At 42.6% G+C, this 23,910-nt stretch carries 24 protein-coding genes; 21 read left to right on the top strand and 3 right to left on the bottom strand.

Features of this window, described 5'->3' with window-relative positions; all coding sequences use genetic code 11:
- Positions 1–232: 232 nt before the first annotated feature.
- Positions 233–943, bottom strand: coding sequence for a glycosyltransferase family 2 protein (locus tag ACTNDS_RS11620; protein WP_441035860.1), 711 nt, complete (start codon positions 941–943; stop codon positions 233–235).
- Positions 944–1,103: 160 nt separating this feature from the next.
- Here ACTNDS_RS11620 and ACTNDS_RS11625 point away from each other — a divergent pair, with 160 nt between their 5' ends.
- From ACTNDS_RS11625 to ACTNDS_RS11710, 18 genes are all read left to right on the top strand, one after another.
- A complete protein-coding gene (locus ACTNDS_RS11625) occupies positions 1,104–2,120 on the top strand; it encodes a LacI family DNA-binding transcriptional regulator (RefSeq protein WP_441035862.1) in 1,017 nt (338 codons plus the stop codon).
- Between the two features lie 305 nt (positions 2,121–2,425).
- A complete protein-coding gene (locus ACTNDS_RS11630; RefSeq protein WP_019160519.1) occupies positions 2,426–3,304 on the top strand; it encodes a carbohydrate ABC transporter permease in 879 nt (292 codons plus the stop codon).
- The gene (locus tag ACTNDS_RS11635; protein ID WP_173742657.1) at positions 3,304–4,143 is read left to right on the top strand and encodes a carbohydrate ABC transporter permease; all 840 of its coding nucleotides are present in this window, start codon (positions 3,304–3,306) and stop codon (positions 4,141–4,143) included. Before ACTNDS_RS11630 ends, ACTNDS_RS11635 begins: the two co-directional genes overlap by 1 nt.
- Positions 4,144–4,224: 81 nt before the next feature.
- Positions 4,225–5,487 carry an ABC transporter substrate-binding protein gene (locus tag ACTNDS_RS11640; protein ID WP_019160521.1) on the top strand — a complete coding sequence of 421 codons (1,263 nt, stop codon included), beginning with the start codon at positions 4,225–4,227 and terminating at the stop codon, positions 5,485–5,487.
- A 178-nt stretch (positions 5,488–5,665) separates the two neighbouring features.
- On the top strand, positions 5,666–8,020 hold the full coding sequence (yicI, locus tag ACTNDS_RS11645; protein ID WP_441035864.1) for an alpha-xylosidase: 2,355 nt from the start codon (positions 5,666–5,668) through the stop codon (positions 8,018–8,020).
- Between the two features lie 2 nt (positions 8,021–8,022).
- Positions 8,023–9,987 (top strand): glycoside hydrolase family 127 protein, encoded by a 1,965-nt coding sequence (locus ACTNDS_RS11650; RefSeq protein ID WP_173742655.1) that lies wholly within the window; start codon positions 8,023–8,025, stop codon positions 9,985–9,987.
- A 215-nt stretch (positions 9,988–10,202) separates the two neighbouring features.
- The gene (locus ACTNDS_RS11655; protein WP_441035866.1) at positions 10,203–10,718 is read left to right on the top strand and encodes a prepilin peptidase; all 516 of its coding nucleotides are present in this window, start codon (positions 10,203–10,205) and stop codon (positions 10,716–10,718) included.
- On the top strand, positions 10,715–11,725 hold the full coding sequence (locus tag ACTNDS_RS11660) for a hypothetical protein (RefSeq protein WP_173742653.1): 1,011 nt from the start codon (positions 10,715–10,717) through the stop codon (positions 11,723–11,725). Before ACTNDS_RS11655 ends, ACTNDS_RS11660 begins: the two co-directional genes overlap by 4 nt.
- Positions 11,722–12,912, top strand: a complete 1,191-nt coding sequence (locus ACTNDS_RS11665; protein WP_173742652.1) for a CpaF family protein — start codon at positions 11,722–11,724, stop codon at positions 12,910–12,912. The genes ACTNDS_RS11660 and ACTNDS_RS11665 overlap by 4 nt, the downstream gene beginning before the upstream one ends.
- A complete protein-coding gene (locus ACTNDS_RS11670) occupies positions 12,909–13,682 on the top strand; it encodes a type II secretion system F family protein (RefSeq protein ID WP_173742651.1) in 774 nt (257 codons plus the stop codon). The genes ACTNDS_RS11665 and ACTNDS_RS11670 overlap by 4 nt, the downstream gene beginning before the upstream one ends.
- Positions 13,682–14,722, top strand: coding sequence for a type II secretion system F family protein (locus ACTNDS_RS11675; RefSeq protein ID WP_441035868.1), 1,041 nt, complete (start codon positions 13,682–13,684; stop codon positions 14,720–14,722). The genes ACTNDS_RS11670 and ACTNDS_RS11675 overlap by 1 nt, the downstream gene beginning before the upstream one ends.
- A gap of 47 nt (positions 14,723–14,769) precedes the next feature.
- Entirely contained in the window at positions 14,770–14,949 is a 180-nt protein-coding gene (locus tag ACTNDS_RS11680) for a Flp1 family type IVb pilin (protein ID WP_019160529.1), read from the top strand.
- A gap of 30 nt (positions 14,950–14,979) precedes the next feature.
- The gene (locus ACTNDS_RS11685) at positions 14,980–16,461 is read left to right on the top strand and encodes a DUF5702 domain-containing protein (RefSeq protein WP_441035870.1); all 1,482 of its coding nucleotides are present in this window, start codon (positions 14,980–14,982) and stop codon (positions 16,459–16,461) included.
- Between the two features lie 19 nt (positions 16,462–16,480).
- Positions 16,481–17,293, top strand: a complete 813-nt coding sequence (locus ACTNDS_RS11690; RefSeq protein WP_441035872.1) for a TadE/TadG family type IV pilus assembly protein — start codon at positions 16,481–16,483, stop codon at positions 17,291–17,293.
- A gap of 87 nt (positions 17,294–17,380) precedes the next feature.
- On the top strand, positions 17,381–17,797 hold the full coding sequence (locus ACTNDS_RS11695; protein ID WP_441035874.1) for a prepilin peptidase: 417 nt from the start codon (positions 17,381–17,383) through the stop codon (positions 17,795–17,797).
- A 4-nt stretch (positions 17,798–17,801) separates the two neighbouring features.
- Complete coding sequence (locus tag ACTNDS_RS11700) at positions 17,802–18,236, top strand: TadE family protein (protein ID WP_441035876.1); 435 nt, start codon at positions 17,802–17,804, stop codon at positions 18,234–18,236.
- A 1-nt stretch (position 18,237) separates the two neighbouring features.
- On the top strand, positions 18,238–19,599 hold the full coding sequence (locus ACTNDS_RS11705) for a DUF6382 domain-containing protein (protein WP_441035878.1): 1,362 nt from the start codon (positions 18,238–18,240) through the stop codon (positions 19,597–19,599).
- Positions 19,600–19,680: 81 nt separating this feature from the next.
- Positions 19,681–20,337: a rhomboid family intramembrane serine protease gene (locus ACTNDS_RS11710; RefSeq protein WP_173742644.1), complete on the top strand. Its 657-nt coding sequence runs from the start codon at positions 19,681–19,683 to the stop codon at positions 20,335–20,337.
- Here ACTNDS_RS11710 and ACTNDS_RS11715 read toward each other — a convergent pair.
- On the bottom strand, positions 20,329–21,009 hold the full coding sequence (locus ACTNDS_RS11715) for a sensor histidine kinase (RefSeq protein WP_441035879.1): 681 nt from the start codon (positions 21,007–21,009) through the stop codon (positions 20,329–20,331). The genes ACTNDS_RS11710 and ACTNDS_RS11715 overlap by 9 nt on opposite strands.
- 113 nt (positions 21,010–21,122) lie before the next feature.
- On the opposite strand from ACTNDS_RS11715, the gene ACTNDS_RS11720 reads away from it, so the two are divergent.
- On the top strand, positions 21,123–21,536 hold the full coding sequence (locus ACTNDS_RS11720; protein WP_441035880.1) for an HIT family protein: 414 nt from the start codon (positions 21,123–21,125) through the stop codon (positions 21,534–21,536).
- Position 21,537: 1 nt separating this feature from the next.
- Positions 21,538–22,053, top strand: a complete 516-nt coding sequence (locus tag ACTNDS_RS11725; protein WP_441035882.1) for an RNA polymerase sigma factor — start codon at positions 21,538–21,540, stop codon at positions 22,051–22,053.
- Positions 22,054–22,073: 20 nt separating this feature from the next.
- On the opposite strand, the gene ACTNDS_RS11730 is transcribed toward ACTNDS_RS11725, so the two are convergent.
- Entirely contained in the window at positions 22,074–23,135 is a 1,062-nt protein-coding gene (locus tag ACTNDS_RS11730; protein WP_173742640.1) for an undecaprenyldiphospho-muramoylpentapeptide beta-N-acetylglucosaminyltransferase, read from the bottom strand.
- Positions 23,136–23,261: 126 nt separating this feature from the next.
- On the opposite strand from ACTNDS_RS11730, the gene ACTNDS_RS11735 reads away from it, so the two are divergent.
- Entirely contained in the window at positions 23,262–23,663 is a 402-nt protein-coding gene (locus ACTNDS_RS11735) for a hypothetical protein (RefSeq protein WP_441035884.1), read from the top strand.
- The last annotated feature ends 247 nt before the right edge of the window (positions 23,664–23,910 follow it).

Below are 23,910 nucleotides of genomic sequence, written 5' to 3' on the forward strand. Positions count from 1 at the left end.
AAAGGGGACGCTTGAGCAGCGTCCCCTCTGGACACCCCTTGCGCTTTTTTTGGGGAGCGCAAGGTTTTTTTATGGGGAAAGTTGTTAACTTGGCGGATTTGCCAGGTTGGGTCAAAAAAGTCACCGCGTTTTGGCGGTGGCTTTTTTTCGGTATTGGTGAGTTGGAGATTGTGGGATGAGGTTCGCTTTGAAACACTAATGGATTGGATTTTGATATTTGTAAGGTGTTTGATTACATGGATTTTTTTAGAGTGTGGAAGTCCTTCATTGCCTGCCATCCGATTTTGGTGATTTTTTTTAGGTTGAGGGAGTTGGTTCCGGCTTGGCGGGGTTTGAAGGTGATGGGGAGGAAGGTTATTTTTTCTTTGTAGTATACGAAGTAGGTGGTGAGCATGATGTTGGGGAGGTTGTAGTTTTTGGGAAGGCGGTGGATGTATTTTTTTACCAGGTCTGTGCGCATCAGGCGGAAGGGGGCGTTGGCATCCGGGATTTTTACTCCGAAGATCAGGCGGAGGAGAAGGCAGACTGTGTTTTCTACGAATTTTCTGGATTTTCCGTCACCGCGGACTTTGCGGTTTCCGATGATGGCATCGTAGGTGCTTCTTTTTTTCCAGAAGGCTTCAAATTCGTCGGGGTTGGTCTGGCCGTCGGAGTCGGTCTGGAAGATATAGTCAGCTCTGTGTTCAATGGCGTAGCGGTAACCGTAGAGAACGGTGGAACCGTGGCCGCCGTTTGGCTTGGTCAGGGGGATTAGGAGAGGGCGGGCCTGTGCCAGTTTGCAAATTAGCTCATAAGTATTATCCTTGCTTCCATCGTTAATGATAACCAGACGGGATTGTCCCTCTTTGTTGTGGGACTCTACGATGGGATACCATTCACTGACTGTGCGTTCTATGTTTTCTGCCTCGTTGTATGCGGGAATTACGATAAATAATGAAGACATGTATGATTTCTCCTTGTTTCTGTTTCCATGTATCTGAGTGATTGTTGCATTTCTTTTATTATACCTTGATAGTGCTTTGCTGGCAACCGATATATAAATTTACTCTAGCTATTCTATGGCACAGTGTATTATACTTAACCCAAAGGATGGGAGGTTTTTTATGGTTACGATAAAAGAGATTGCCAGACAGGCAGGGGTAAGCACGACTACAGTTTCCAATGTTCTGCACAAGAAAAATGCCAGGGTTTCGGCTGAAACCATAGAGAAGGTGGAAAGGCTTCTGGCAGAAAATAATTATATTCCAAGACTGGGGCTAAATGCATTGACCAACCGGAGTTCCAGGATTATCTGTATTCTTATTACAACGCCGAAGTTTGCCAGAGGCTCTGCTTATGAGACACCATTTTACGGGAACATGCTGGGACACCTGGAGAGGCTTCTGAGAGAAAAGGGATATTATATTATGATTTTCTCGGATAAAAATGTAGAGGAAATTGAGAAGATGACAGTTGGCTGGAATGTGGACGGGATCATTACGATTTCTATGCCCTACAGACACCTGAAAAAAATAGCCGGCTTATCTGGAACACCCATAGTGTCTATTGATATGGATGAAATGCCGGAAGGGAATGAGATGTATTACCAGGTCACCTCTGAAGACAAAAAGGGCGGCAGAGAGATGGCAGAATATTTGATCAGACAGGGCGTAAAAAGAATCGTGTATCTGGCAAATGTAAATCATGGTGCGGATCATCTGCGTTTTCTGGGGGTAATGGAAGCAGTACGTGAGACAGACAGAGATGTTCTTCTGGAAGAGAGACGTCTGCCCGGAAATGATGCAGAACGAGAGAAATGTTATCAGGATTTTCTGAAATATGTGGGAACAGAGACGGCTCTGTTCTTTTCTGCAGATATTAATGCAGCAGAGATGATCTCTTTTCTACACAGGAATAAGGTGAAGATTCCTGAGGAAATTTCTGTGGCAGGTATGGATGATGATGTATTTGCCACCATTGTTTATCCCCGTCTGACTACAATCCGTGTAGATGTAGGAGAAAAAGCGGAAACTGCAGTGAATGTGCTGATGAAACTTATACACGGGGAAAAGTGTGAAAAGAATGTATATATGACAGGAGTACAGCTGGTGGAAAGGGAAAGTGTAAAAATTAAGCCATAAAAGAGGCTCCGGAGTACTGGGATTGGCAAAGTGACGAAAGTAAAAATTGTATATTTTTAACAAGCTAAAGTGGAGAAATAAGTAAAGATTACGAGAAAATTTAGATAAGATTCACAAAAACAGGTTAATTTGACTTTTTGCAGGTTATGTAGAAAACCTATAAAAATATACACAATAGAAGATGAAAATATGTTGACAATTCACATAAAGCGAAGTATATTAAATGCATAAGACAAACGAACGTTGCTGTTTGGGCAAAAGAGCAGCAAAAGTTGCAATAACTGAATAGAGGAGGACAGACAGATATGAAGAGAAAGAAAAAAGAATATCTGGAATGTGCGGCTTTTACAGTTCCGTCATTATTTCTTGTAATGCTGGTGTTTTATATTCCCTTTGTAATGAGTCTTTACTACTCACTGACAGAGTGGAACGGAATTTCCAAATCACCGAAATTTATCGGACTGGAGAACTTTAAGAAATTGTTCAGTGGTTCCTCAGATTTCCTGCAGAGCCTGATCTTTACCGGCAAGTATACCATTGTTTTCATGATCCTGGTAAATATTCTGGCACTGGCAATCGCAGTAGCTCTTGTACAGAAGATCCCGGCTGCGAACGTAATGAGGAGTATGTTCTTCATTCCGTATATCATGAGTATGACAATCGTAGGTTTCATCTGGAAATTTATTTTTTCACAGGGATTTGCAGCACTTTTTGAAAAAACACACCTGGGATTCTTAAATCTCAGCTGGCTGGGTGACAGTCATCTCGCATTCTATGCGGTGGCTTTTGTAGGTATCTGGCAGGCACTTGGTTTCTACATTGTTCTGTATATTGCAGGACTTCAGGCAGTTCCTACAGATGTGCTTGAGGCAGCAGAGGTAGACGGTGCTACTTCCTGGAAGAAATTTTTCAAGGTTACACTTCCTCTTCTGGGACCGTCCATTACAACCTGTGTATTTATGTCCCTGACAAATGCCGTTAAGGTATTTGATATTATCCTGGCACTTACCAAAGGTGGCCCGGGAGGATCTACATACAGTGTAACACTTGATATTTACAGAGAGGCTTTCCAGAATAACAATTATGGTCTTGGATCTGCCAAGGCACTGGTATTCTTTGTGATCATCCTGGTTATTACACAGCTGGTATTAAAAGCTATGCATAGCAGGGAGGTAGATTTATAATGACAATGGCCCAGAGAAAGAAAACGAAAAAGATAGTACTGACAATTGTAATGCTTATCCTGGCGTTGATCTATATTTACCCGGTATTTCTGATGGTGATCAACTCAGTGAAGCCCTTTGGCGAAGTTATCATGGATGTAATCGCACTTCCAAGTAAGATTGAATGGAGCAATTACACGTATGTAATGGACAAAATGCAGTATGGCAAGCTGTTTCTTAACAACGTGATCATTACCGTGATCGGTATTGTGGGAATCATCATATTTTCTTCTATGTCTGCTTATATCATCAGCAGAAAGAAAAACAAATATACCAGATTTGCACAGTTTATGATCACAACACCTATGCTGATCCCGTTCCAGACCATCATGATCACACTTCTGAAAGTTATGAACGTAGTAAATCTTTCCGGAAGCAAGGTAGGACTTGGAATACAGTACTGGGGATTCGGTATTCCCATGGCTGCATTTATTTATGGGAATTTCATGTCAACAATTCCCAAGGAGCTGGATGAAAGTGCATTTATCGATGGTGCAGGAACCTTCCGTACTTATCGTTCCATCATTTTCCCGCTTCTGAAATCTGTAACCTTTACAGTCATCGTAATCGATGTAATGTGGATCTGGAATGACTTCCTTCTTCCACTGCTTATGGTCAACAGTTCAAACGAGACCAAGACGCTGGTGCTTTCCGCTTATACATTTGTAGGCCAGTTCAATACACAGTGGCATTACGCAATGGCAGCTATGGTGCTGGCAGTACTTCCATCCATCATTATCTTTATCTTCCTGCAGAAGTACATTGTAGAGGGCGTTGTTGCAGGTGCAGTAAAGGGTTGATGATTTTATAATTACAATGTAAATGACCGGCTGGTTTCATGCCGGACAGAATAAAACCAAAATCAAAAGGAGGATTTTAAGATGAAGAAAAAACTGATCAGTGTAATGCTTTGTGCAGCAATGGCAACTACTATGTTTTCAAGCGTAGCAGTTCATGCAGAAGGTGACGACGAAGGCGAGATCTATATGTTTATCTCCCAGCCGGAGTATGCAGATGCCATCACAGCTCTTATTGATGAGTACAAAAATGTAGAGCCGGGTGTTACTATCAACTATGAGACAACACAGAACGATTATCCTACACTTTTAAAGGCAAAACTTAACTCAGGTGAGTGCCCGGATATCTTCTCCTCCACATCAGGAAAAGAAATCGAAACATATAAAGAATACTCTCTTGACCTTACAGGACAGCCATTAGTTGATGCTATGGACGACAATGTAGCAGCAGCTATGAAAGATGCCAACGGCGAAGGCTGTTATGGTATGGCGATCAAAGGAAACTATTTCGGACTGATCTACAACCAGGATCTTCTGGATAAGGCAGGCGTTGAAAAAGTTCCGGAAACTATGACAGAGTTAAAAGATTGTGTAGAGAAATTAAAAGCAGCAGATATTACACCATTTACAAGTGGATATGCTGAATGGTGGGTATTTAAACATGTATTCCAGCACTTTGCAGATGCAGCATCTGATGATGTGCAGAAAATGGTAGCAGGATTTGAAGATGGATCAGATTCTCTGGAAAATTATCCAATCCTTACAGATAACTTCTTTGAATTTATTGATCTGGTAAAGGATAACGGAGATCAGAAACCTCTGGAAACAGATTTAAGTGGTGAAGAAGCAGCACTTGCAGCTGGAAAAGCAGCTATTATGATTGGACAGGGCGCATGGGTTGAAAGTGATCTGATGAAGATTAATCCAGACCTTAAGATTACATTTGCAGGATATCCGGTAGATGAAGATGCTTCTCATTGCCAGGTTATCACAGGATCAGATCAGGCACTTCGTGTAAGCAAAGATTCCGAAAATCAGGAGATCGTTCTGAACTTCCTGAACTGGTGGTATACCTCTGACTATGGTAAAGCATGGTTCACAGATGTTGCAGGTGTAGTTCCGCCAATTAAGGGTGACTTTGATACAGAGTATGAAGTAATCAAACAGGGTTCTGCTTCCGTTGAAGAAAAAGGTGCGGCTCCTCTCGAAATAATTTACTCTACAGACAGCTTCCATCAGGCATTTGGTGAAGCTATGCAGGCATATGTAGAAGGCAGCGCTTCCAAAGAAGATACAATCAGCACAATTGAACAGAAATATCAGGAAATTGACGGGGCTTCAAACTAAGACTAGCAGACAAAGATGATAATTGGGGAAGAAGCTATGCTTCTTCCCCTTATTTTATGTCACTGAAGCGACCCATCGCAGGCGGAGAATCCTGCAAGCAGGATTCTTTGTTGTACCGTGACTTGCATAACAGAGAATAAAAAAGAATTGTTTTATAGAAAAGGAGATCAGAAATCAGATGAAATTTACAGAAGGATATTGGGAAAAAAATGAAAGAGCCAACGCGTCCTATGCATCTCAGGCATTTACAGCTGAAGCAATTCCGGGAGGAATGAGAATTGTTTCTCCATTCCGGCAGATCACAGACAGAGGCGGTGCTCTGGATGTAGGAACTATCACTACAGAATTTACTTCTGCACGTAAAGACATTATCAGTGTGAGAAGCTATCATTATGAAGGCTATGTAAAGGGTGAGCCCAGATATGAGCTGAATGAGGATCCGCAGGAAACAGAGGTTGAGATCACAGAAGAGGAAGCTGTGATGAAAGCCGGAAGAATGACAGTAAGAGTAGATTTAAAAGACTTCAAGATCACATATGAAGCAGACGGAAAAGTTCTTACCAATATCGGATTCCGTAACCTTGGATATATGCAGTATGACAGAGCGGTACTGACCAAGTTCCCGGAACCAAACTATATGGCAGCTCAGTATCAGCCATATATGGTAACAGAACTTTCTCTTGACCCAGGGGAATGTGTATATGGACTTGGTGAGAGATTTACAGCATTCGTAAAGAACGGACAGGTAGTGGATATATGGAATGAGGATGGCGGTACAGCTTCCCAGATTTCTTACAAAAATATCCCGTTCTATGTGACCAGCAAGCATTATGGTGTGTTTGTTGACCACAGCGATAATGTATCCTTTGAAGTTGCCAGTGAGAAGGTTGAGAATGTAGGATTTTCTGTAAAAGGGGAAGAAATCCGTTATCATGTGATCTATGGTGATGACATCAAAGGTGTAATGGAAACATATACAGATTTGACAGGTAAACCTGCACTGCCGCCTTCATGGTCCTTTGGATTATGGCTGTCCACATCTTTTACAACCAACTATGATGAAGAGACCACCAATTCCTTTATTCAGGGAATGGCAGACAGAGATATTCCGCTGAGTGTATTTCATTTCGACTGCTTCTGGATGAAAGAATTCCACTGGTGCGATTTTGAATGGGATTCCAGAATTTTCCCGGATGTACCGGCAATGATGAAGCGTTATAAAGAAAAAGGTCTGAAGGTATGCGTATGGATCAATCCATATATTGCACAGGGAACAGCATTTTTCAAAGAGGGAATGGAAAAAGGATATTTGTTACAGCGTGCAGACGGAATGGGTGTAAAACAGATCGATAACTGGCAGCCGGGAATGGGACTTGTAGATTTTACAAATCCGGATGCAGTAAAATGGTATCAGAATAAGCTGAAAGGTCTGCTTGATATGGGTGTTGACTGCTTCAAGACAGACTTTGGTGAGAGAATCCCTGTAGATGTGAAATATTATGATGGATCTGACCCTGTTTCCATGCATAACTATTATACATACCTTTATAATAAGGCTGTATTCAGTCTTCTGAAAGAAGTAAAGGGAGAAGGAGAAGCTATTCTTTTTGCAAGAAGTGCAACAGCAGGCGGACAGCAGTTCCCGGTTCACTGGGGCGGTGACTGCTCTGCAACCTATGCTTCCATGGCTGAGAGCTTAAGAGGCGGTTTGTCCTTTACCTTATCAGGATTCTCTTTCTGGAGTCATGATATGGGCGGATTTGAAATGACAGCGGCCCCGGATGTGTACAAACGCTGGCTGCAGTTCGGTCTCCTTTCCACACACAGCCGTCTCCACGGATCCAAGAGCTATCGTGTACCGTGGCTGTTTGATGAGGAAGCTGTAGATGTTTGCCGTAAGTTTACCAAACTGAAATTAAGATTACTTCCATATCTGTATTCTATGGCTGTGAAATCACACAGAACCGGTATTCCGTCCATGAGAGCAATGATCATGGAGTTCACAGATGATCCTGCTGTGAAATATCTGGATATGCAGTATATGTTAGGTGACAGTATTCTGGTAGCTCCGATCTTCAATAAAGAGAGCCATGTAGAATATTATCTGCCTAAGGGAAAATGGACTCATCTGTTAAGCGGAGAAGTAAAGGAAGGAGGCAGATGGTATGAAGAAACTTATGACTTCTTCTCACTGCCTGTATTCGTAAGAGAGAACACTCTGCTTTCTATAGGTGCAGTAGACACTACTGTTGATTATGAACTGGAAAAAGATGTACAGATCCAGGTTTACGAGCTGAACGGAACTGGTTCCTGTGAAGTAGTAACAAATAAAGGTGAGACAGCATTTGTGGTAAATGCAACAAGAGAAGAAAACAAACTGATTCTGGAAACAACCAAAGAGAATCCGGGAATGACATATCTTCTCAGAAATATTCATGATGTTTCTGCAGTTACAGGTGGCAGTGTAGTGAAGGATACAGAAGATGGAATGATTCTGGCACCGGAAGGATGCAAGATGGAGGTTACAATCTAGGCATGAATAAAAACAGATTGCTTCAGAAGGAGGAGTGCGTAATCCGCAACTCCTTCTGGAACCGTTATATTGATTTGGTAAAAAATATGGTAATTCCCTATCAGTGGGATATTTTAAATGACCGAAGAGAGGATGCTGAGCCCAGCCATGCCATTGACAATCTGAGAATTGCCGGTGGCAAAATGAAAGGGCATTTTTATGGACAGGTATTTCAGGACAGTGATGTATATAAATGGCTGGAAGCAGTAGGCAATATCCTGATGCTGGAGAGGGATCCTGAGCTGGAGGAAAAAGCAGACGCTGTCATTGATCTGATCGCAGAAGCCCAGGAAGAGGACGGTTATCTGGATACTTATTTTTCCATTGAGGAACCGGATAAAAAATGGACGAATGTACTGGAATGCCATGAGCTCTATTGTGCCGGACATTTTATTGAAAGTGCAGTATCCTATTACAGGGCAACAGGAAAGGAGAAAATCCTTCAGATTGCTTATAAACTGGCGGATTATCTGGACAGAGTTTTTGGCCCTGAGGAAGGTAAGCTTCATGGCTATCCGGGACATCAGGAAATAGAGATTGCCTTGTTAAAGCTCTATGATCTGTCCGGGAATGAGAAATATTTAAATCTGGCAGGATATTTTATCAATACCAGAGGAACCAATCACTTCTTTGAGGAAGAATTTGAAAAGAGAGACCATGTCAGCTTCTGGGAGAAAGCCAGAACACCGGAACCAAACAGGTATTATAATCAGTATCCGTATAATTATTACAATCAGTTCCAGAGTCCGGTACGTCTGCAGAAAAAGGCAGTGGGACATGCAGTACGCGCTGTGTATATGTATACTGCCATGGCAGATCTGGCCGGAAAGACAGGAGATAAAGAACTGTTTGCAGCCTGCCGGACAATCTGGGATAATATTGTGAAAAAGCAGATGTATATCACGGGAGGAATTGGTGCCACTAATTCAGGAGAAGCCTTTACCAATGATTATGATCTTCCTAATGACACTAATTATTCAGAAACCTGTGCTTCTATTGGCCTGATCTTTTTTGCTCAGAGAATGCTGATGTCAGAGACTGACTCTGTTTATGGAGATGTGATAGAACAGGCACTTTACAATACAGTGCTTGGGGGAATGAATTATGAGGGCAATCGTTTCTTTTATGTAAATCCGCTGGAATCTGTGCCTGAGGTATGCAGAGACAATACCCAGCGCCATCATGTGAAGCCGGAACGGCAGAAATGGTTTGCATGTGCATGCTGTCCTCCTAATATTGCACGCCTTATCGGAGGATTATGGGATTATATTTATACAGCTTCAGAAGATCGGGTGAATGTACATCTTTATATAGCAGGAGATGGGAAAATCCAGGTTGGCGAAAGTATACTGAACATTACTCAGAATACTTCTTATCCGGAAAACGGAAAGATTAATTTCACAGTACAAAGTGATTCAGACCGTGAAATCGGACTGGCATTCCGTATTCCGGGATGGGCAGAACATTATACTCTGCGGCTGGATGGCAAAGAGATTACTCCGGATCAGGTGGAAAATGGGTATGCATTGATTTCACGCTGCTGGAAAAAAGCTGCTTATATTGAATTGGAATTTGACATGCAGCCACGTTTCATCTGTGCAAACAGAAGAATTCATTATGATCTGGGCAGAGCTGCGATCATGCGGGGACCTTTAGTCTACTGTCTGGAAGAGGCAGACAACGGAAAATATCTGGCAGAGCTGACAGTGGATACAGACGCAGGACTTACAGAAGAGAAAAAATCTGAGTTGGGAGGCTATGTGGCATTGAAGGCCAGAGGCAGCAGAACACAGGTACCTGATACGGATAAGCTTTACACTACCTACTGTGCTTCCAGAGAAAGTACAGAGCTTGTTGCAGTGCCTTATTATCTCTGGAATAACAGAGGAACAGGGGAGATGCAGGTCTGGATAAAAACAGGTTTATAATTTTTTAATTATTTTTATGAAAAAAGGGCTGGACAAATCAAAAGTCCGGCCCTATAATAAAACTCACCAGAGATCTTCTGGTAATCATATCCGCCGGTTCGGCGGGAAATTCCTATTTTTAATTTAAAATACAAAAGAGAAAACGGGCATAGATCATCTTATGTCTTTAAAGGGAAAATAGCGCATATTTACAGGATATGTGAAAAAGTGAGGTGATGCTGAATGATTTTAGTTACCTTTTTCCCGTAGTGATTGCCGGTATCGCAATGATCATGGATCTTCGGACGGCAAAGGTTGATAATGGATGGATCCTGTTCTCTATGTTTGTGGGATTTGTTCTTTGCATCCGGGAAAGAGGAGTTTCGGGAATCCGTTTTTTCCTTATGGGAAGCGGAGCTCCGTTGTTTCTGGCCGTTCTGTTTGTTTTTGGAATGCTGGGAGCTGGTGATATCAAACTTTTCTGTGCGCTGGGAAGCGTGATGGGTTTTTCTGAAATTCTGAAGTGTATCTGTATTTCTTTTATGATCGGAGCCTGCATTTCATTGGCTATTCTGATTTCTGAGCACAATTTCTGTGAAAGAATCCGATATTTTATGAGCTATCTTGAGAATACTGTAAAAAATAAGCAAATTCTTTCCTATGGAAAAAAAGATATTTCACTTCCTGAAAATTTTCATTTTACGGTTCCCATATTTCTAAGTGTTTTGTTGTATGCAGGAGGAATCTATTGAAGAAGAATATATTCGCAGTCTGTGACCTGGAGGTAGACTATGCCCTGAATTTCATGGACTATCTGAATCAGAAGAAGAATATTCCTTTTGAGATTCAGGCTTTTACAGCAGTAGAGAACCTGATCTCCTATGGAAAAAAAACACATATAGAGTTGCTGTTGATTTCCGGACGGGCTATGTGCCGGGAGGTTCGGGAATTAGATATCGGGAAAATCATTATACTTTCGGAGGGAGTACATCCTCCGGAGCTTGATCAATATCCCAGTGTATATAAATATCAGTCTTCTTCAGATGTGATACGTGAAGTGATGGAATGCTATGGAGCAGAAAAGAAAACAACACCTCAGTATAGGGTTTTAAAAAAGACCACAGAAATACTGGGAGTGTTTTCACCTCTGGGACGCTGCCTGAAAACCTCCTTTGCACTGACGCTTGGACAGATACTGGCAAAAGATAAGGCAGTTCTATATCTGAATATGGAAGAATATTCAGGGTTTGAAGAGCTGCTGGGAAAAGGATTTGCTCATAATCTGAGCGATCTTCTTTATTATGTCAGACAGGATAATCAGAATCTGCTTCACAAGATGAACAGTATGGTACAGACCATAGGTAATCTGGATTACATTCCCCCTGTGCAGATGCCGGCAGACATCAGGGGAACAGCCTGGCAGGACTGGGAGCAGCTGATTCAGATGATCACCACGGAAAGCTCTTACGAGGTGGTCGTACTGGATATGGGAAGTGGAATTGATGATAATTTTCAGCTTCTTGACCTGTGTAGAAGGATTTATATGCCTGTACTGTCTGATGCTGTCTCAATGTGCAAGATCGCGCAGTTTGAGAATCTGGTACGTATCTGGGACTTTCCGCAGATCCTGGAAAAGACAGTGAAAATAAAACCGCCCTTTCATATGGCTACAGCACCCTCTCCCAACTATATTGAACAGCTGATGTGGAGTGAGCTGGGAGATTATGTCAGGGAGATATTGAGAAAGGAAAGAGAATGAGCAGAGAAATATTTGGAAGGCTGCGGCAGATGCTGATGGAGCAGCTGGATCTTTCCAGAGAACTGTCAGATAAGGAAATCCTGGATGTGATCGATGAACTGATCCTGAATCAGACAGAAGGCATGAGGCTTGCATTAAAGGAGAAGGTGCGGCTGCGGCAGGAGCTGTTTTATTCTGTCCGCAAGCTGGATGTATTGCAGGAACTGGTGGACGATGAAACTGTGACAGAGATTATGGTAAACGGCCCGGATACGATTTTTGTGGAGCGGGCAGGAAAACTGATGAAATGGCACAAAAGTTTTACCTCCAGAGAAAAACTGGAGGATGTAATCCAACAGATTGTTGGTAAGTGTAACAGAGTAGTAAATGAATCCATGCCTATTGTGGATGCCAGACTGGAGAATGGTTCCAGAGTTAATGCGGTCATCTATCCGGTGGCATTAGACGGACCAATTCTGACAATCCGGCGTTTTCCGGAGCATCCTATTACCATGGAGAAGCTGACCAGTTTGGGCAGTATTACTCCGGAATGTGCCGGATTTCTGCAAAAGCTGGTGCAGGCAAGATATTCCATGGTTATCGGCGGAGGTACAGGAAGCGGTAAAACTACTTTTCTGGCAGCTTTGTCGGAATATATTCCCCGAGATGAAAGAATTATTACCATAGAAGATAATGCAGAGCTTCGTATCAGGGGAATTGACAATCTGGTGCGTCTGGAAGCCAAAATGGCCAATATGGCAGGGGCAGCGTCCGTAACTATCCGTGATCTGATCCGGTCGGCATTGAGAATGCGCCCGGACAGGATCATTGTGGGCGAGGTGAGGGGAGGAGAGGCAATGGATATGCTTCAGGCTCTGAATACAGGGCATGAGGGCTCCCTTTCTACTGCCCATGCCAATAGCAGCCGCGATATGCTTTCAAGGCTGGAGACAATGGTTCTGATGGGTGTGGATCTTCCTCTGGAGGCAATTCGCAGACAAATTGCCTCAGGGGTAGATATCCTTATACATCTGGGAAGAATGCGGGATAGATCGAGAAAGCTGCTGGAAGTAACAGAGGTATGTGGCTTTGAAAAAGGAGAAATCCAGACAAGGCCGTTGTACCAGTGGCAGGAGGGAAAAGGGCTGGTAAAAACAGCAGATCTTCTGCATATGGAAAAATTGGAAAGAGCGGGGATTGAACTATGAAAGGGAAAAGAAAAGAACAAAGCTATGCAAAGAAGGATTATGATCATTACCATTTTTCATTGAAAGAGAGTGTGAAATATCTGGGACAGGCAGCTGCTTTATGTATGGCAGTAGATTATCTGTTTTACAGAAATGTATGGTTGCTTGTACTTATGGTACCAGTGAGTCTGTTTTATCTGAAATGGCAGCAGAGCCGATTGATCCGGGAGAGACGGAAAAGGCTGAATTATCAGTTTAAAGATGCACTGACATCTTTAAGTGTGGCAGTTCATGCCGGATATTCTGTGGAAAGTGCGGTGAAAGCCTGTACCCGTGATCTGGAACGGCTTTATGGAAGAGGTGCAGATGTGGTAGAAGAGTTTCGCTATATTGAAAGCCAGCAGCATGTCAGTGTACCTCTGGAGGAATTGTTTCTGGATTTTGGAGAGCGGAGCCAGGTAGAAGATATTGAGAATTTTGCATCTGTTTTTTACACAGCCAAGCGCACAGGCGGAGATATGAATCAGGTACTGCAAAAGGTGTCCAGGATGCTGGGAGATAAGATTGATGTAAAAAAAGAAATAGAAGCTACGCTGGCTGCAAAGAAATCGGAACAGATGATTATGAGCCTGATGCCTGCGGGAATCATTGTATATCTTCAGATGACTTCCCCTGGTTTTTTAAGTGTTCTTTATGGAAATCCCTTTGGAATTGCCGCTATGAGTATCTGCCTTGCTATTTATGCTGCTGCATATTGGATGGGCAGAAAAATCGTGGATATTGAGGTGTAATGACAGAGATGTGGGTACATATTGTTATATTTGTTATTATTCTGCTTCTGCTGCTGGGGTGGAGAATGAAGTGGATTCCTTCTTCCGGAATTGGCGGAAAAGAAGGAATCAGGCTATTCGCAATGGTAGCCGTTACAGGCAATCTTCTGGGGATGATGCTTACAGCCGGAAGCGGTGAACAGGTGTATTCACGGGGATATCGACTGGAAAAGGAGGATACGGGTTCATATGAGAAGAAGTTTGTGGTATCCGTGGATGGAGAAAAGACAGATACCCTGTATGTACAGATACCGGAGAAAGAGGTACAGGAACAGGAAGAACAGGAACAGACTCAGAAGCTGACGGCAAAGGAGCAGGAACAGAAGGACATCATGGAAGAAATTGCCCGTTATAATGAAGAAAAGGGAGATCCTGATTATTATTACCTGCCAGAGCAGTGGAACGGGAAAAAGCTTCAGTGGATAAGCCCTGCTGATACGTCCGGAAAAATGCTGACAGGAATATTTCTGATCGCTGCTATGATAGTGCTTGTAATGAAAGGCAGAGAAGAACAGGTTCAGCTCCAGAAAAGACAGGAAGAGCTTCTGATGGATTATCCGGGGCTGATCATGAAATTTACATTGCTGGTACAGGCGGGAATGACGGTCAGAAAAGCATTTCAGAAAATCGCCCTGGATTACGGAAGAAAGAAAAAATCTATAAAAAGGGTAGCTTATGAGGAAATCTGTGTAGTCTGTTATGAGATGGAAAGCGGTGTCTCCGAAGGAGAAGCTTATCGAAGATTTGGAGAAAGATGTGGACAGGTAAAATATAAAACTCTGGCTACGCTGCTGATCCAGAATCTGCAGAAAGGAAGCCGTCAGATGGCAGATATGCTGGAACGGGAGTCTGTGGAAGCCTGGGAGGAACGTAAACGAAAGGCCAGGGTGCTGGGAGAGGCAGCTGCAACTAAGCTGTTGTTTCCTATGATGCTGATGTTGATTGTAGTAATGGCAATCGTGATGATTCCGGCATTTCTTTCTTTTTATGGAGGTGCGTAGGAATCAGAGGGTGATGCCTGCAGAAAAGACGGAGGAAGAGTAGAGAAATGAAGAAACTGAAAGAATGGGTATGGGATTTTGTTAAGGAAGAGGATGCTGTGGGTGTAGTAGAGATTATACTCATACTGGTGGTGCTGATCGGCCTTGTAATTATATTTAAAGAGCAGATCACAAATTTGGTGAACAGTCTTCTTTCCAAGATAGCGAAACAAAGTAATTCTATCTGATGTACAGCAAGGAGGAGGTGCATTTTCTGTATGAGAAAAAAAGGAAGCGTTACCGTTTTTCTGACATTGATCCTCAGTTTGTTGTTGTCACTGATATGTGCAAGTATTGAGTCAGTACGCATGGCATCAGCCAGAACCCAGATCCTTAATGGTATGGATATTGGATTATATTCATTGTTTGGACAATATGATAAAGAGCTGCTGACAGATTATGATCTGTTTGCCCTGGATGGTTCCAGAGGAGGTGGGCAGCTGGATCTGGCTGCTGTCTGCGATGAACTGGAAGCTTATATGAATCCTGTATTGAAGCAGAACAGTCAGAAGCTTACGCTATGTCAAAGCGGATTGACAGGATATCGGCTGCTGACAGATCAGAAGGGAGAAGCATTTTATCAGCAGATTGTAGGGTATATGCAGGAAACACTGGGAAGTCAGGGGATACAGCTCCTCCTTGGCAGAATGTCAGAAAGACAGGAAAAAACAGCTCAGGCAGATCAGTCTGCAAATCAGGCACAATCAAAAGGGTCTATTGATCGATATGATTCAGAGATGAATCAGGCATCTGAAAAAAGTCAGCAGGCGGCTGAAGAAGCAGCCAGAAATCAGGAGCAGGGAGGGGAAGAGTTTGGAAGCGGAGATACACAGATCGTTCCACAGGCTCCACCTGCAAAAAATCCCATCACTATTATGAAAAGAATTATGAAAAGGGGAGTACTGGAATTAGTACTGCCAGGTGGAAATGGGCTGTCAACAAAGGAGATTGAGAAAGGAACTCTTGTTTCCGGGCGAGGTCTGCAGCAGGGTATGGAGATGCCGGATGGAATGACGGTTGAAAACAGTTATACTTCAGAAGTCCTTTTTCAGCAGTATCTTATGGAGCATCTGGGAAGCTATGCAGAGCCTTCTTCAGCCGGACTGGCATATCAGATGGAATATGTTTTCGGAGGGAAAGACAGTGACGAGGACAATCTGAAAGCAGTAGCATCTAAATTATTATTTATCCGGGAAGGAGTGAATTTTTCATGTTTAATGGCGGATAATGTGAAAAGATCAGAGGCTCAGGCGCTGGCAACAGCCATTGCGTCAGGATTTCTGGTTCCGCCGGCAGCTGTAATTATTGAGGCAGCTCTGATTTTGTGCTGGGCTTTTGCGGAAAGCGTACTAGATGTCAGGGAATTGTTTGCAGGGGGGAGGATCCCGCTGGTAAAATCCTCTGGGGACTGGCAGATTTCATTGGAAAACCTTCCTGATCTTATGGAAGGACTGGATTCTATGCGGAGAAATGACGAGAAGGGAATGTCTTATAAAGATTATCTGCAGGTGCTGGTTTTGACAGTATCCAAAGAAAAAAAGGTAATGCGTGCTATGGATATGATCGAGAATACAATCCGGGAGAAAGGAAGAAAGAATTTCTGTATGGATTCCTGCATTGTGGCACTGGAAGCGTTTGCTGATGTGAAGGCAAATAAAAAGAAAGATTTTCAGGTGATACGTCAATATTGCTATGAATAGTGAAAAGAGGTGCAAAAAGGTGCTTTTACAGAAAGAAAAGAAGAAAAGAAGAAATAAACTAAGTATAAGAAATGTTCTGAAAAAAGAAATAATCTATGAAAGGAGAAACCGCTCTCTAAGTTTTCGTACAAATCTGTTCTTTTTCCCCCCGAAAAAAAGATGTGAGCTTTCTGTAAAGGCATCTTTTTGCATCTCTGGCTGGCGTAGGGCCAGTCTGGCAGTTGAGACTGCATTTGTATTACCGTTGTTTTTTATGGGAATATTGACCATGATCTGCTTTATGGATATTTATAAGGTACAGACGGAGCATCTTAGTCAGTTATGTACAAAGGCGAAACAGGCCGGAATGTATGCGTACCTTACAGGAGAAAGCAGCGCGGAGGATATTACTCTGCCGGATATTTACAGCTATGAGCCTTTTGGCGGTCTGGTTCCCCTGCCAAAAGTTGTGATTTACAATCATGTAAAAGTGCATGCCTGGACAGGGAGAACTTTTGAAGGGGACAGTGGAAATGAAAGTACACCGGAAAAGATGGTTTATATTACAGAATCTGGAAGTGTATATCATAAGGATCCCGGTTGTAGTTATCTCAATGTTTCGTTAAAACAGATTCCCGGTACTTCTGTTTTGGCTGCAAATAATCAGTATGGAGAACACTATACTGCCTGTGAGACCTGCAGTAGAAACCAAAAGCCTGCAGGTGTGGTTTTTGTTACAGAGCAGGGAAATCATTATCATAACCTGGAGACATGCAGTGGCTTAAAACGCACAGTCAGGATGGTGAAGGAAACGGAAACTTCAGGGATGAAATGCTGCAGCAGATGCGGATGAAACTGACAGACTGCAGAGACAGAGTTGAGGAAGACATAAGTCATATCTAAGAGAATAGTTATAAATGATGGGAGATGAGGCGTAATTGTGAGAGAGTTTTGCGTGCTGGTCTTTTTGGGCCTGAATTCCTGGCTGGATATTAAAAAAAGAGAAATATCACTGGTACTGGCTGCCATGTTGGCGACAGCGGGAATGATTTGGACTGTGTACAGGGGAATTGTTTCTATAGAACGGCTTCTGCCCATAATGACAGGTGTTTCTTTTCTTGGAATAAGTGTCATTACCAGAGGGTCTATGGGAATGGGGGACGGATGGATTTTGCTTGCTCTGGGCACAGTCCTGATGCCAGAAGAATTTTTTTCCATGCTGTTTGCAGCTATGTTGATCAGCGCGGTATGGGCAGGTATTCTGCTGTGGTTATTTCGTAAAAAAGGAAATACGGAAATTCCGTTTGTACCTTTTCTGATGCTGGGATATCTGGGAAAATTGTTTTTGTGGAGGTAGGAATATGGTGGAAAAGATAAAAAAGGGAAGTTTTACAGTGGAAACTGCATGCGTTATGCCCTTAATTCTGCTGGTACTTTTTGGTACGATTTATCTGAGTTTTTTTGTCCATAACAGAGCATGGCTTACAGCGGCTGCCTATGAATCTGCATTGAGCGGGAGCATGGAAGGAAATAAGAAAAACGGACAGGTATATGAGACTGCCAAAATGTGTAGCGAGAAATTGGGAAGTACCGGATTTTTCGGAGCGGAAAACCTGACAACTCAGACCAATGTGGGAAAGGAAGTACAGGTTACCTATGATCTGGATACAATATCTGTTTATGGAGGGCTGAACTGGCATATGAGAACAGAGGGCAAAGCCGAAATCATAGATCCTGTAAGTCATATCCGTAAGATCAGAGCTGCAAAAGCAGTACTTGAAGGAACGGGGGAGTAGGGTGAAAGCAGAATATAAAAGAGATATGAATCATAACTATCTGATTCTATATGGTGAGAAAGATATTAATACGGATTCTTATCAGGTTCGTATGCTGGTGGGGAACATTATACCTTCTCTTCTGAAATGCAGGATTCAGGGGGTGGATGGGAAATTTATGATGTATTTTGATATTACCTCAAAACAGGCGGTCAGCACCTTATATGAAGAGAAAAAAATGGGAATTGAAGATCTTCGGCTGATTTTTGGAGGCTTTGTCAAAGTTATGGAGGAAGCTGCGGAGTACCTGATCAATCCTGCACAGCTGGTTCTGAAGCCGCAGTATATTTTTGCAGACTATGAAAAAAAGGAACTTTTTTTCTGTCTGATGCCGGGATACGACAAAGATATTAAGGAACAGTTTCAGCTGTTGATTGAATATATACTGCCGAAGATTGACCATGAAGATGGTGAGGCTGTGGTCCTTGGGTATGGTGTTTACAGAAGAACTATGGAAAACAGTTTTCATTTGGAGCATATTAAAGAAGAATTATATCGTAAACAGAATAATAAAGAAGAAATAAAGACAGAAACAGAAAAAGATTCCCGGGAAATATCTGTACAGGAAACCGGAGAAGAAAACCTTATGCAGTCATCTGGAATGTCGGAGAATTTCTGGCGGGAAGACAAGGCAGAAAAAACAGACAGCCATAAATTATTTGGAAAAAAAGTGGCAGTATTTGTTTTGATATTGCTGGCTCTGGCAGGTGTTACCATGGCGATTTCCGGGGGATATCTTCCTCATCAGGATATAAGTGTTCTTTTGGGTATTGTGCTGGCAGGAATGGGTGGGATTATGCTGGCTGTAGTGATAATCCGAAAGGCAAAAGATGTTTATAAACAACCACAGAAGGAGAGCAGGGAAAAGTCACAGTTATCGGAAAAGTTTGTTCGGCCGCCGGTAAACGAAATATTGCAGGAGGGTTCAGATGATACTATAAAAATGATGATGGAGAAAAAAAGTCTACACAAGGAAAAGGAGGAGGATTTTGGTGAGACGGTGGTACTGTCTGCAGGAGTTGTTTCGGGACCGGCAAGTCTGGTGAGCAGAGAACCCGGAGAACTGGCTCCTATCTATCTGCAGGAGGAACTGACAGTGATAGGAAAACTGGAAAACGCCTGTGATGCAGTGATCGATCTGCCTACAGTAAGCCGGATTCATGCCAAAATAAGGAAAAGAGAGGAAGAATATTATTTATCTGACATGAACTCCAGAAACGGGACGATTGTGAACGGAAGACTTCTGCTTCCTGAGGAAGAATATCGGCTGCAGGAAGAGGATGAGGTAGATTTTGCCCAGGCAAGATATATATTTTTGAAATAAGATTGAAAAATCAGGATTTTTTGATACAATTTATATGATGAGGGAAGGGATGTAAGATATCTAATCCCTGATCTGATATTTATGAATTGCTGTGACAGCAGGATAAAACAGGATGAAAAGAGGTCAGGTGTGGAAGAATTAAAAAAAGAACCGGTGACAGTATTTCTGATCCTTGTTAATGTACTGGTTTTTCTGGTTGTAGAATTTACCGGTGGAACAGAAAACACCGGACATATGCTTCAGTGTGGGGCTGCGTATACACCTGCAGTGATCAATGGAGAATTCTACAGATTGTTTACCAGTATGTTTCTTCATTTTGGACCGAGACATCTGGGGAATAATATGCTGGTATTATTTGTACTGGGTGGGCGTATGGAGCGTACGGCCGGTGGGATTAAATATCTGTTGATCTATCTTCTGGGTGGAATCGGAGGGAATATCCTTAGTATGTTCCTGGAAATGGGTACCGGAGAGTTTGGTATTTCGGCAGGAGCTTCCGGCGCTGTTTTTGCAGTGATGGGAGCCATGGTCTATGCGGTGATCCGAGGCAGAGGAAGGCTAGAGGATCTTTCCCTCAGGCAGATCCTTATTATGACTGGATTCTCTCTTTACTTTGGATTTGCCAGTGAGGGAGTGGATAATGCGGCTCATGTGGGTGGTATGATCTGTGGCTTTCTCTTATGCATGCTTTTGTATCATCCGGGAAAAAATCTTCGGAATAGTGAGGATTTATTTTAGAAAAATCCTAAAGACAGAGCCCTGGCCTGGGGCGCTGTCTACGGTCAGACTTCCGTGATGTGCAGTGATGATTTCCTTTGTTACTGCCAGGCCGAGACCAGTGCCGGATGGCTTGTAGGTGACAAAGGGTGTAAAGATTTTCTGTATCTGTTCCCTGGTCATCCCGCATCCGTTATCTGCCACAGAGATACAGATACAATCATCAACTCTTGTCAGGCGGACAGTAATTCTGCCCCTTGGTGCTGCTATGGCTTCGCAGGCATTCCGGAAGAGATTCAGCAGAGCCTGACGCATTTTTATACGATCAATCAGTACAGGGGAGGAGATGGGCTCCAGATGAGTTTCCAGAGTGATACCCAGATAATCCAGTGTATGTTTTTCACAGGCGATGATTGTACTGAGGAATTCTGTGATATTTACCGGGGTAAGGGAGACCGTTCCTGAATGACTGAAATCTGACAGCTCATTTAATAGCTCTTTTATGTAATCCAGATTGTCCATGAGATCATCCCATTGTTCAAACCGGCATACTTCCGGATGGGAAGAGGCCATGAGCTGAAGTTCACTGCTTATGAGGGCTATGGGATTACGGATTTCATGTCCAAGCCTGGAAAGTGTGAACTGAAAATTCTGCTTTAATTTTGCTGACTCTTGTATAGTTTCTGTCTGCATATATGATCACCTCAGAAAAAAGTGTATCATTGCAGACCAAAGCTTCGCAATCTGTTTCGCAGTGGAAAATTCGTACAAAATCGACACAGAAAAATAGAAAGAAGGAATTAAAAATGGATAATTGTATTTTCTGTAAAATCGCCGGTGGAGAAATTCCGGCAGCAACTCTTTATGAGGATGAGAATTTCAGAGTGATTCTGGATCTGGGCCCTGCAAGCAAGGGACATGCACTGATCCTGCCAAAGGCTCATGCCGCAAATATTTATGAGATTTCAGACGAACTGGCAGCAAAAGCAATGATCCTGGCAAAAAAAATGGCACGTGTCATGACTGGTGCATTACATTGTGATGGCTTTAATATTGTGCAGAATAATGGAGAATGTGCAGGACAGACAGTGTTCCATTTTCATATGCATCTGATTCCGAGATATAATGGAGATTCTGTAGGAATTACATGGACACCGGGAACTCTTACTGATGAGGCAAAAGAGGAAATTCTGGAGAAGGTAAAGGCACAGTTCAGCTGATATGGATGACGCGGAATTTTGGGAATTTTATGCCAGATACCGTGGTATTGCATTGCGTGCGGCGAAGACGATCTTGAAAAACGAAGCTGAGGCAGAGGATGTCTGTCAGGATATATTTGAAACCTTATACCACATGGAGCAAGATAAAGTTAACAGGCAAACCATGGGTGCGATGATCAGGGAAATGTCTGTAAACAGAGCTAAAGATTATTGTAAAAAAGGATACAGGCAGCATGAGTATGCCAGTTCTGAGCTGCTGGAAAATAACGAAGCGATATCAGGCTGTGATAATGTGGAAGAGAGCATAGAGGCTTTAAGTACAAAAGACGGTTTACATTTTATTTTCCGGAAGCTTCGAAAGAAAAATAAACGAAATTATGAAATATATGTAAGGGTGAAAATCTATCATATTCCATCACGCATCGTCGCAGAGCAGTTTCACACTACTGAAAATAATGTGAATAATATTGTTCTGCGAACGAAGCGATGGCTGTTAAAAGAATATCAGAAGTTATAGTATTGCTGTGAACTGCAGTCTTATGATAATTCCTGGATCAGATCAGTGATTTTTTCAATAGAATCAATGGTGTTGCTGCCGGACATTGCGTCAATATAAGACTGGCGGTTATGGTAAAGCTCTCTGATTGCGTTGAGAAGAGATTTGTCTGTAATTTCTTCTTCTTCCAGAACCATGCTGAAGCCCTGACGCTGGAAGGAACGGGCATTGAGAATCTGGTCTCCGCGGCTTGCCTTTGCAGAGAGCGGAATCAGAAGATTAGGTTTATTCAGGGCTTTGATTTCACAGATGGCATTGGCACCGGCACGGGAGATGACAACATCGGCCAGAGCAAACAGATCAGCCAGTTCCTGCCTGATATATTCATATTGTACATAACCTTCTGTATTGACAAGACTTTCGTCCAGTTTGCCCTTGCCGCACAAATGGATTACCTGGAAATCCTTCAAAAGTTCAGGAAGGATAAGACGGATGTTCTGGTTAACGGATGCTGCACCCAGACTGCCGCCGATAACCATCAGAACTGGTTTATCGGAACTGAAACCGCAGAATTTTCGTCCGGCCTCTTTGTCACCGTTTAACAGTTCTGCGCGGATAGGAGTACCTGTGAGGACTGCCTTGTCAGCAGGGAGGCTTTGCACGGTTTCAGGGAAGTTACAGCATACTTTTGCGGCAGAAGGTATACATATTTTATTTGCCAGTCCGGGTGTCATGTCTGATTCGTGGATAATGGCCGGAATATGGCATTTGCGGGCTGCAATTACAACCGGTACGGTTACGAATCCTCCCTTGGAAAAAACCACATCCGGTTTTAACTGTTTTAATAATTTTTTGGCCTCACCAAATCCTTTTATAACGCGGAAAGGATCAGTAAAATTTTTAACATCAAAGTAACGTCTTAATTTGCCGGAAGAGATTCCGTAATATGGAATGTGCATGTCTTCAATCAGCTTTTTCTCGATACCTTCATAGGAACCGATATAGGAAATTTCATATCCCAGTTCTTTCAGTCGTGGAATGAGTGCAATATTTGGAGTAACATGTCCGGCAGTGCCACCGCCGGTGAGTACGATATGTTTCATAAAAAGCCTCCTGATAATTTCTGAATACAATAGTCAGCCTGAAGGCAGGCTGTATCTCTCTTACTAATATGAACCTATGGGGAGAAAATGTCAAGAAAAAGCACAGAAGGGATAAGGGAGTATAAAATGAGAAAAAAAATAAGTGATGAAGAAGCAGACAAACTGTTGGAAGAGCAATATATCCGGGAAGCGAAAGAGATGGAAGCAGGATTATTACGGTCTGCTGGTATAGACCCTGAGGAGGAATCAGAACCGGAAGCTGAGGAGAAAATCAAGGCCGGATATGATCACCTGATGGCAAGCCTGAAGAGAAAAGGTCAGTACAGAGAAAGATATTCTGAAGATGCGATCATAAATTTTGAAGATTGGAACAGGAAAATGGAAGTCCTGCGTTTGGAGACAGAAAAACGAAAAAGAACCCATTTGCTGGTAAAAAGAGGTGGGGTTCTGGCAGCAGGGTTTATGATGGCTTTTCTTACAGGAATGACTTTACTGGCAAATATAAAAAATTTTTTTACGATTGTGTGATATTTAGGTGGTTTGATTCGTATAATATATGTAGTGGCATTTTACAGTGGTAAAGTTCCGGCTTGTTTTTATGAAAAACTTTGTTTTATGCGGAAACGTCACTTAGAGAAAACGTTTGCAGGCAGAATGAAATCAATGGCCGGATATCTGCAAAAATGAGGGTGTAAAAATTCTTGTGTCTATGGAAAGTAAATCTTTCTGATAAGAAATAGATATGTAAAATTTTGCTGTCGAATTAATGATTATG

The organism is Blautia sp. HCP3S3_C12 (assembly GCF_052064155.1).
GTDB lineage: Bacteria > Bacillota > Clostridia > Lachnospirales > Lachnospiraceae > Blautia_A.

What these genes read in the sequence shown, in the direction of transcription:
- ACTNDS_RS11620 (WP_441035860.1), bottom strand. Translation starts at nt 943, where the DNA reads ATGTCTTCATTATTTATCGTAATTCCCGCATACAACGAGGCAGAAAAC.
- ACTNDS_RS11625 (WP_441035862.1), top strand. Translation starts at nt 1,104, where the DNA reads ATGGTTACGATAAAAGAGATTGCCAGACAGGCAGGGGTAAGCACGACT.
- ACTNDS_RS11630 (WP_019160519.1), top strand. Translation starts at nt 2,426, where the DNA reads ATGAAGAGAAAGAAAAAAGAATATCTGGAATGTGCGGCTTTTACAGTT.
- ACTNDS_RS11635 (WP_173742657.1), top strand. Translation starts at nt 3,304, where the DNA reads ATGACAATGGCCCAGAGAAAGAAAACGAAAAAGATAGTACTGACAATT.
- ACTNDS_RS11640 (WP_019160521.1), top strand. Translation starts at nt 4,225, where the DNA reads ATGAAGAAAAAACTGATCAGTGTAATGCTTTGTGCAGCAATGGCAACT.
- yicI (WP_441035864.1), top strand. Translation starts at nt 5,666, where the DNA reads ATGAAATTTACAGAAGGATATTGGGAAAAAAATGAAAGAGCCAACGCG.
- ACTNDS_RS11650 (WP_173742655.1), top strand. Translation starts at nt 8,023, where the DNA reads ATGAATAAAAACAGATTGCTTCAGAAGGAGGAGTGCGTAATCCGCAAC.
- ACTNDS_RS11655 (WP_441035866.1), top strand. Translation starts at nt 10,203, where the DNA reads ATGCTGAATGATTTTAGTTACCTTTTTCCCGTAGTGATTGCCGGTATC.
- ACTNDS_RS11665 (WP_173742652.1), top strand. Translation starts at nt 11,722, where the DNA reads ATGAGCAGAGAAATATTTGGAAGGCTGCGGCAGATGCTGATGGAGCAG.
- ACTNDS_RS11670 (WP_173742651.1), top strand. Translation starts at nt 12,909, where the DNA reads ATGAAAGGGAAAAGAAAAGAACAAAGCTATGCAAAGAAGGATTATGAT.
- ACTNDS_RS11675 (WP_441035868.1), top strand. Translation starts at nt 13,682, where the DNA reads ATGACAGAGATGTGGGTACATATTGTTATATTTGTTATTATTCTGCTT.
- ACTNDS_RS11680 (WP_019160529.1), top strand. Translation starts at nt 14,770, where the DNA reads ATGAAGAAACTGAAAGAATGGGTATGGGATTTTGTTAAGGAAGAGGAT.
- ACTNDS_RS11685 (WP_441035870.1), top strand. Translation starts at nt 14,980, where the DNA reads ATGAGAAAAAAAGGAAGCGTTACCGTTTTTCTGACATTGATCCTCAGT.
- ACTNDS_RS11700 (WP_441035876.1), top strand. Translation starts at nt 17,802, where the DNA reads ATGGTGGAAAAGATAAAAAAGGGAAGTTTTACAGTGGAAACTGCATGC.
- ACTNDS_RS11710 (WP_173742644.1), top strand. Translation starts at nt 19,681, where the DNA reads ATGAATTGCTGTGACAGCAGGATAAAACAGGATGAAAAGAGGTCAGGT.
- ACTNDS_RS11715 (WP_441035879.1), bottom strand. Translation starts at nt 21,009, where the DNA reads ATGCAGACAGAAACTATACAAGAGTCAGCAAAATTAAAGCAGAATTTT.
- ACTNDS_RS11720 (WP_441035880.1), top strand. Translation starts at nt 21,123, where the DNA reads ATGGATAATTGTATTTTCTGTAAAATCGCCGGTGGAGAAATTCCGGCA.
- ACTNDS_RS11725 (WP_441035882.1), top strand. Translation starts at nt 21,538, where the DNA reads ATGGATGACGCGGAATTTTGGGAATTTTATGCCAGATACCGTGGTATT.
- ACTNDS_RS11730 (WP_173742640.1), bottom strand. Translation starts at nt 23,135, where the DNA reads ATGAAACATATCGTACTCACCGGCGGTGGCACTGCCGGACATGTTACT.
- ACTNDS_RS11735 (WP_441035884.1), top strand. Translation starts at nt 23,262, where the DNA reads ATGAGAAAAAAAATAAGTGATGAAGAAGCAGACAAACTGTTGGAAGAG.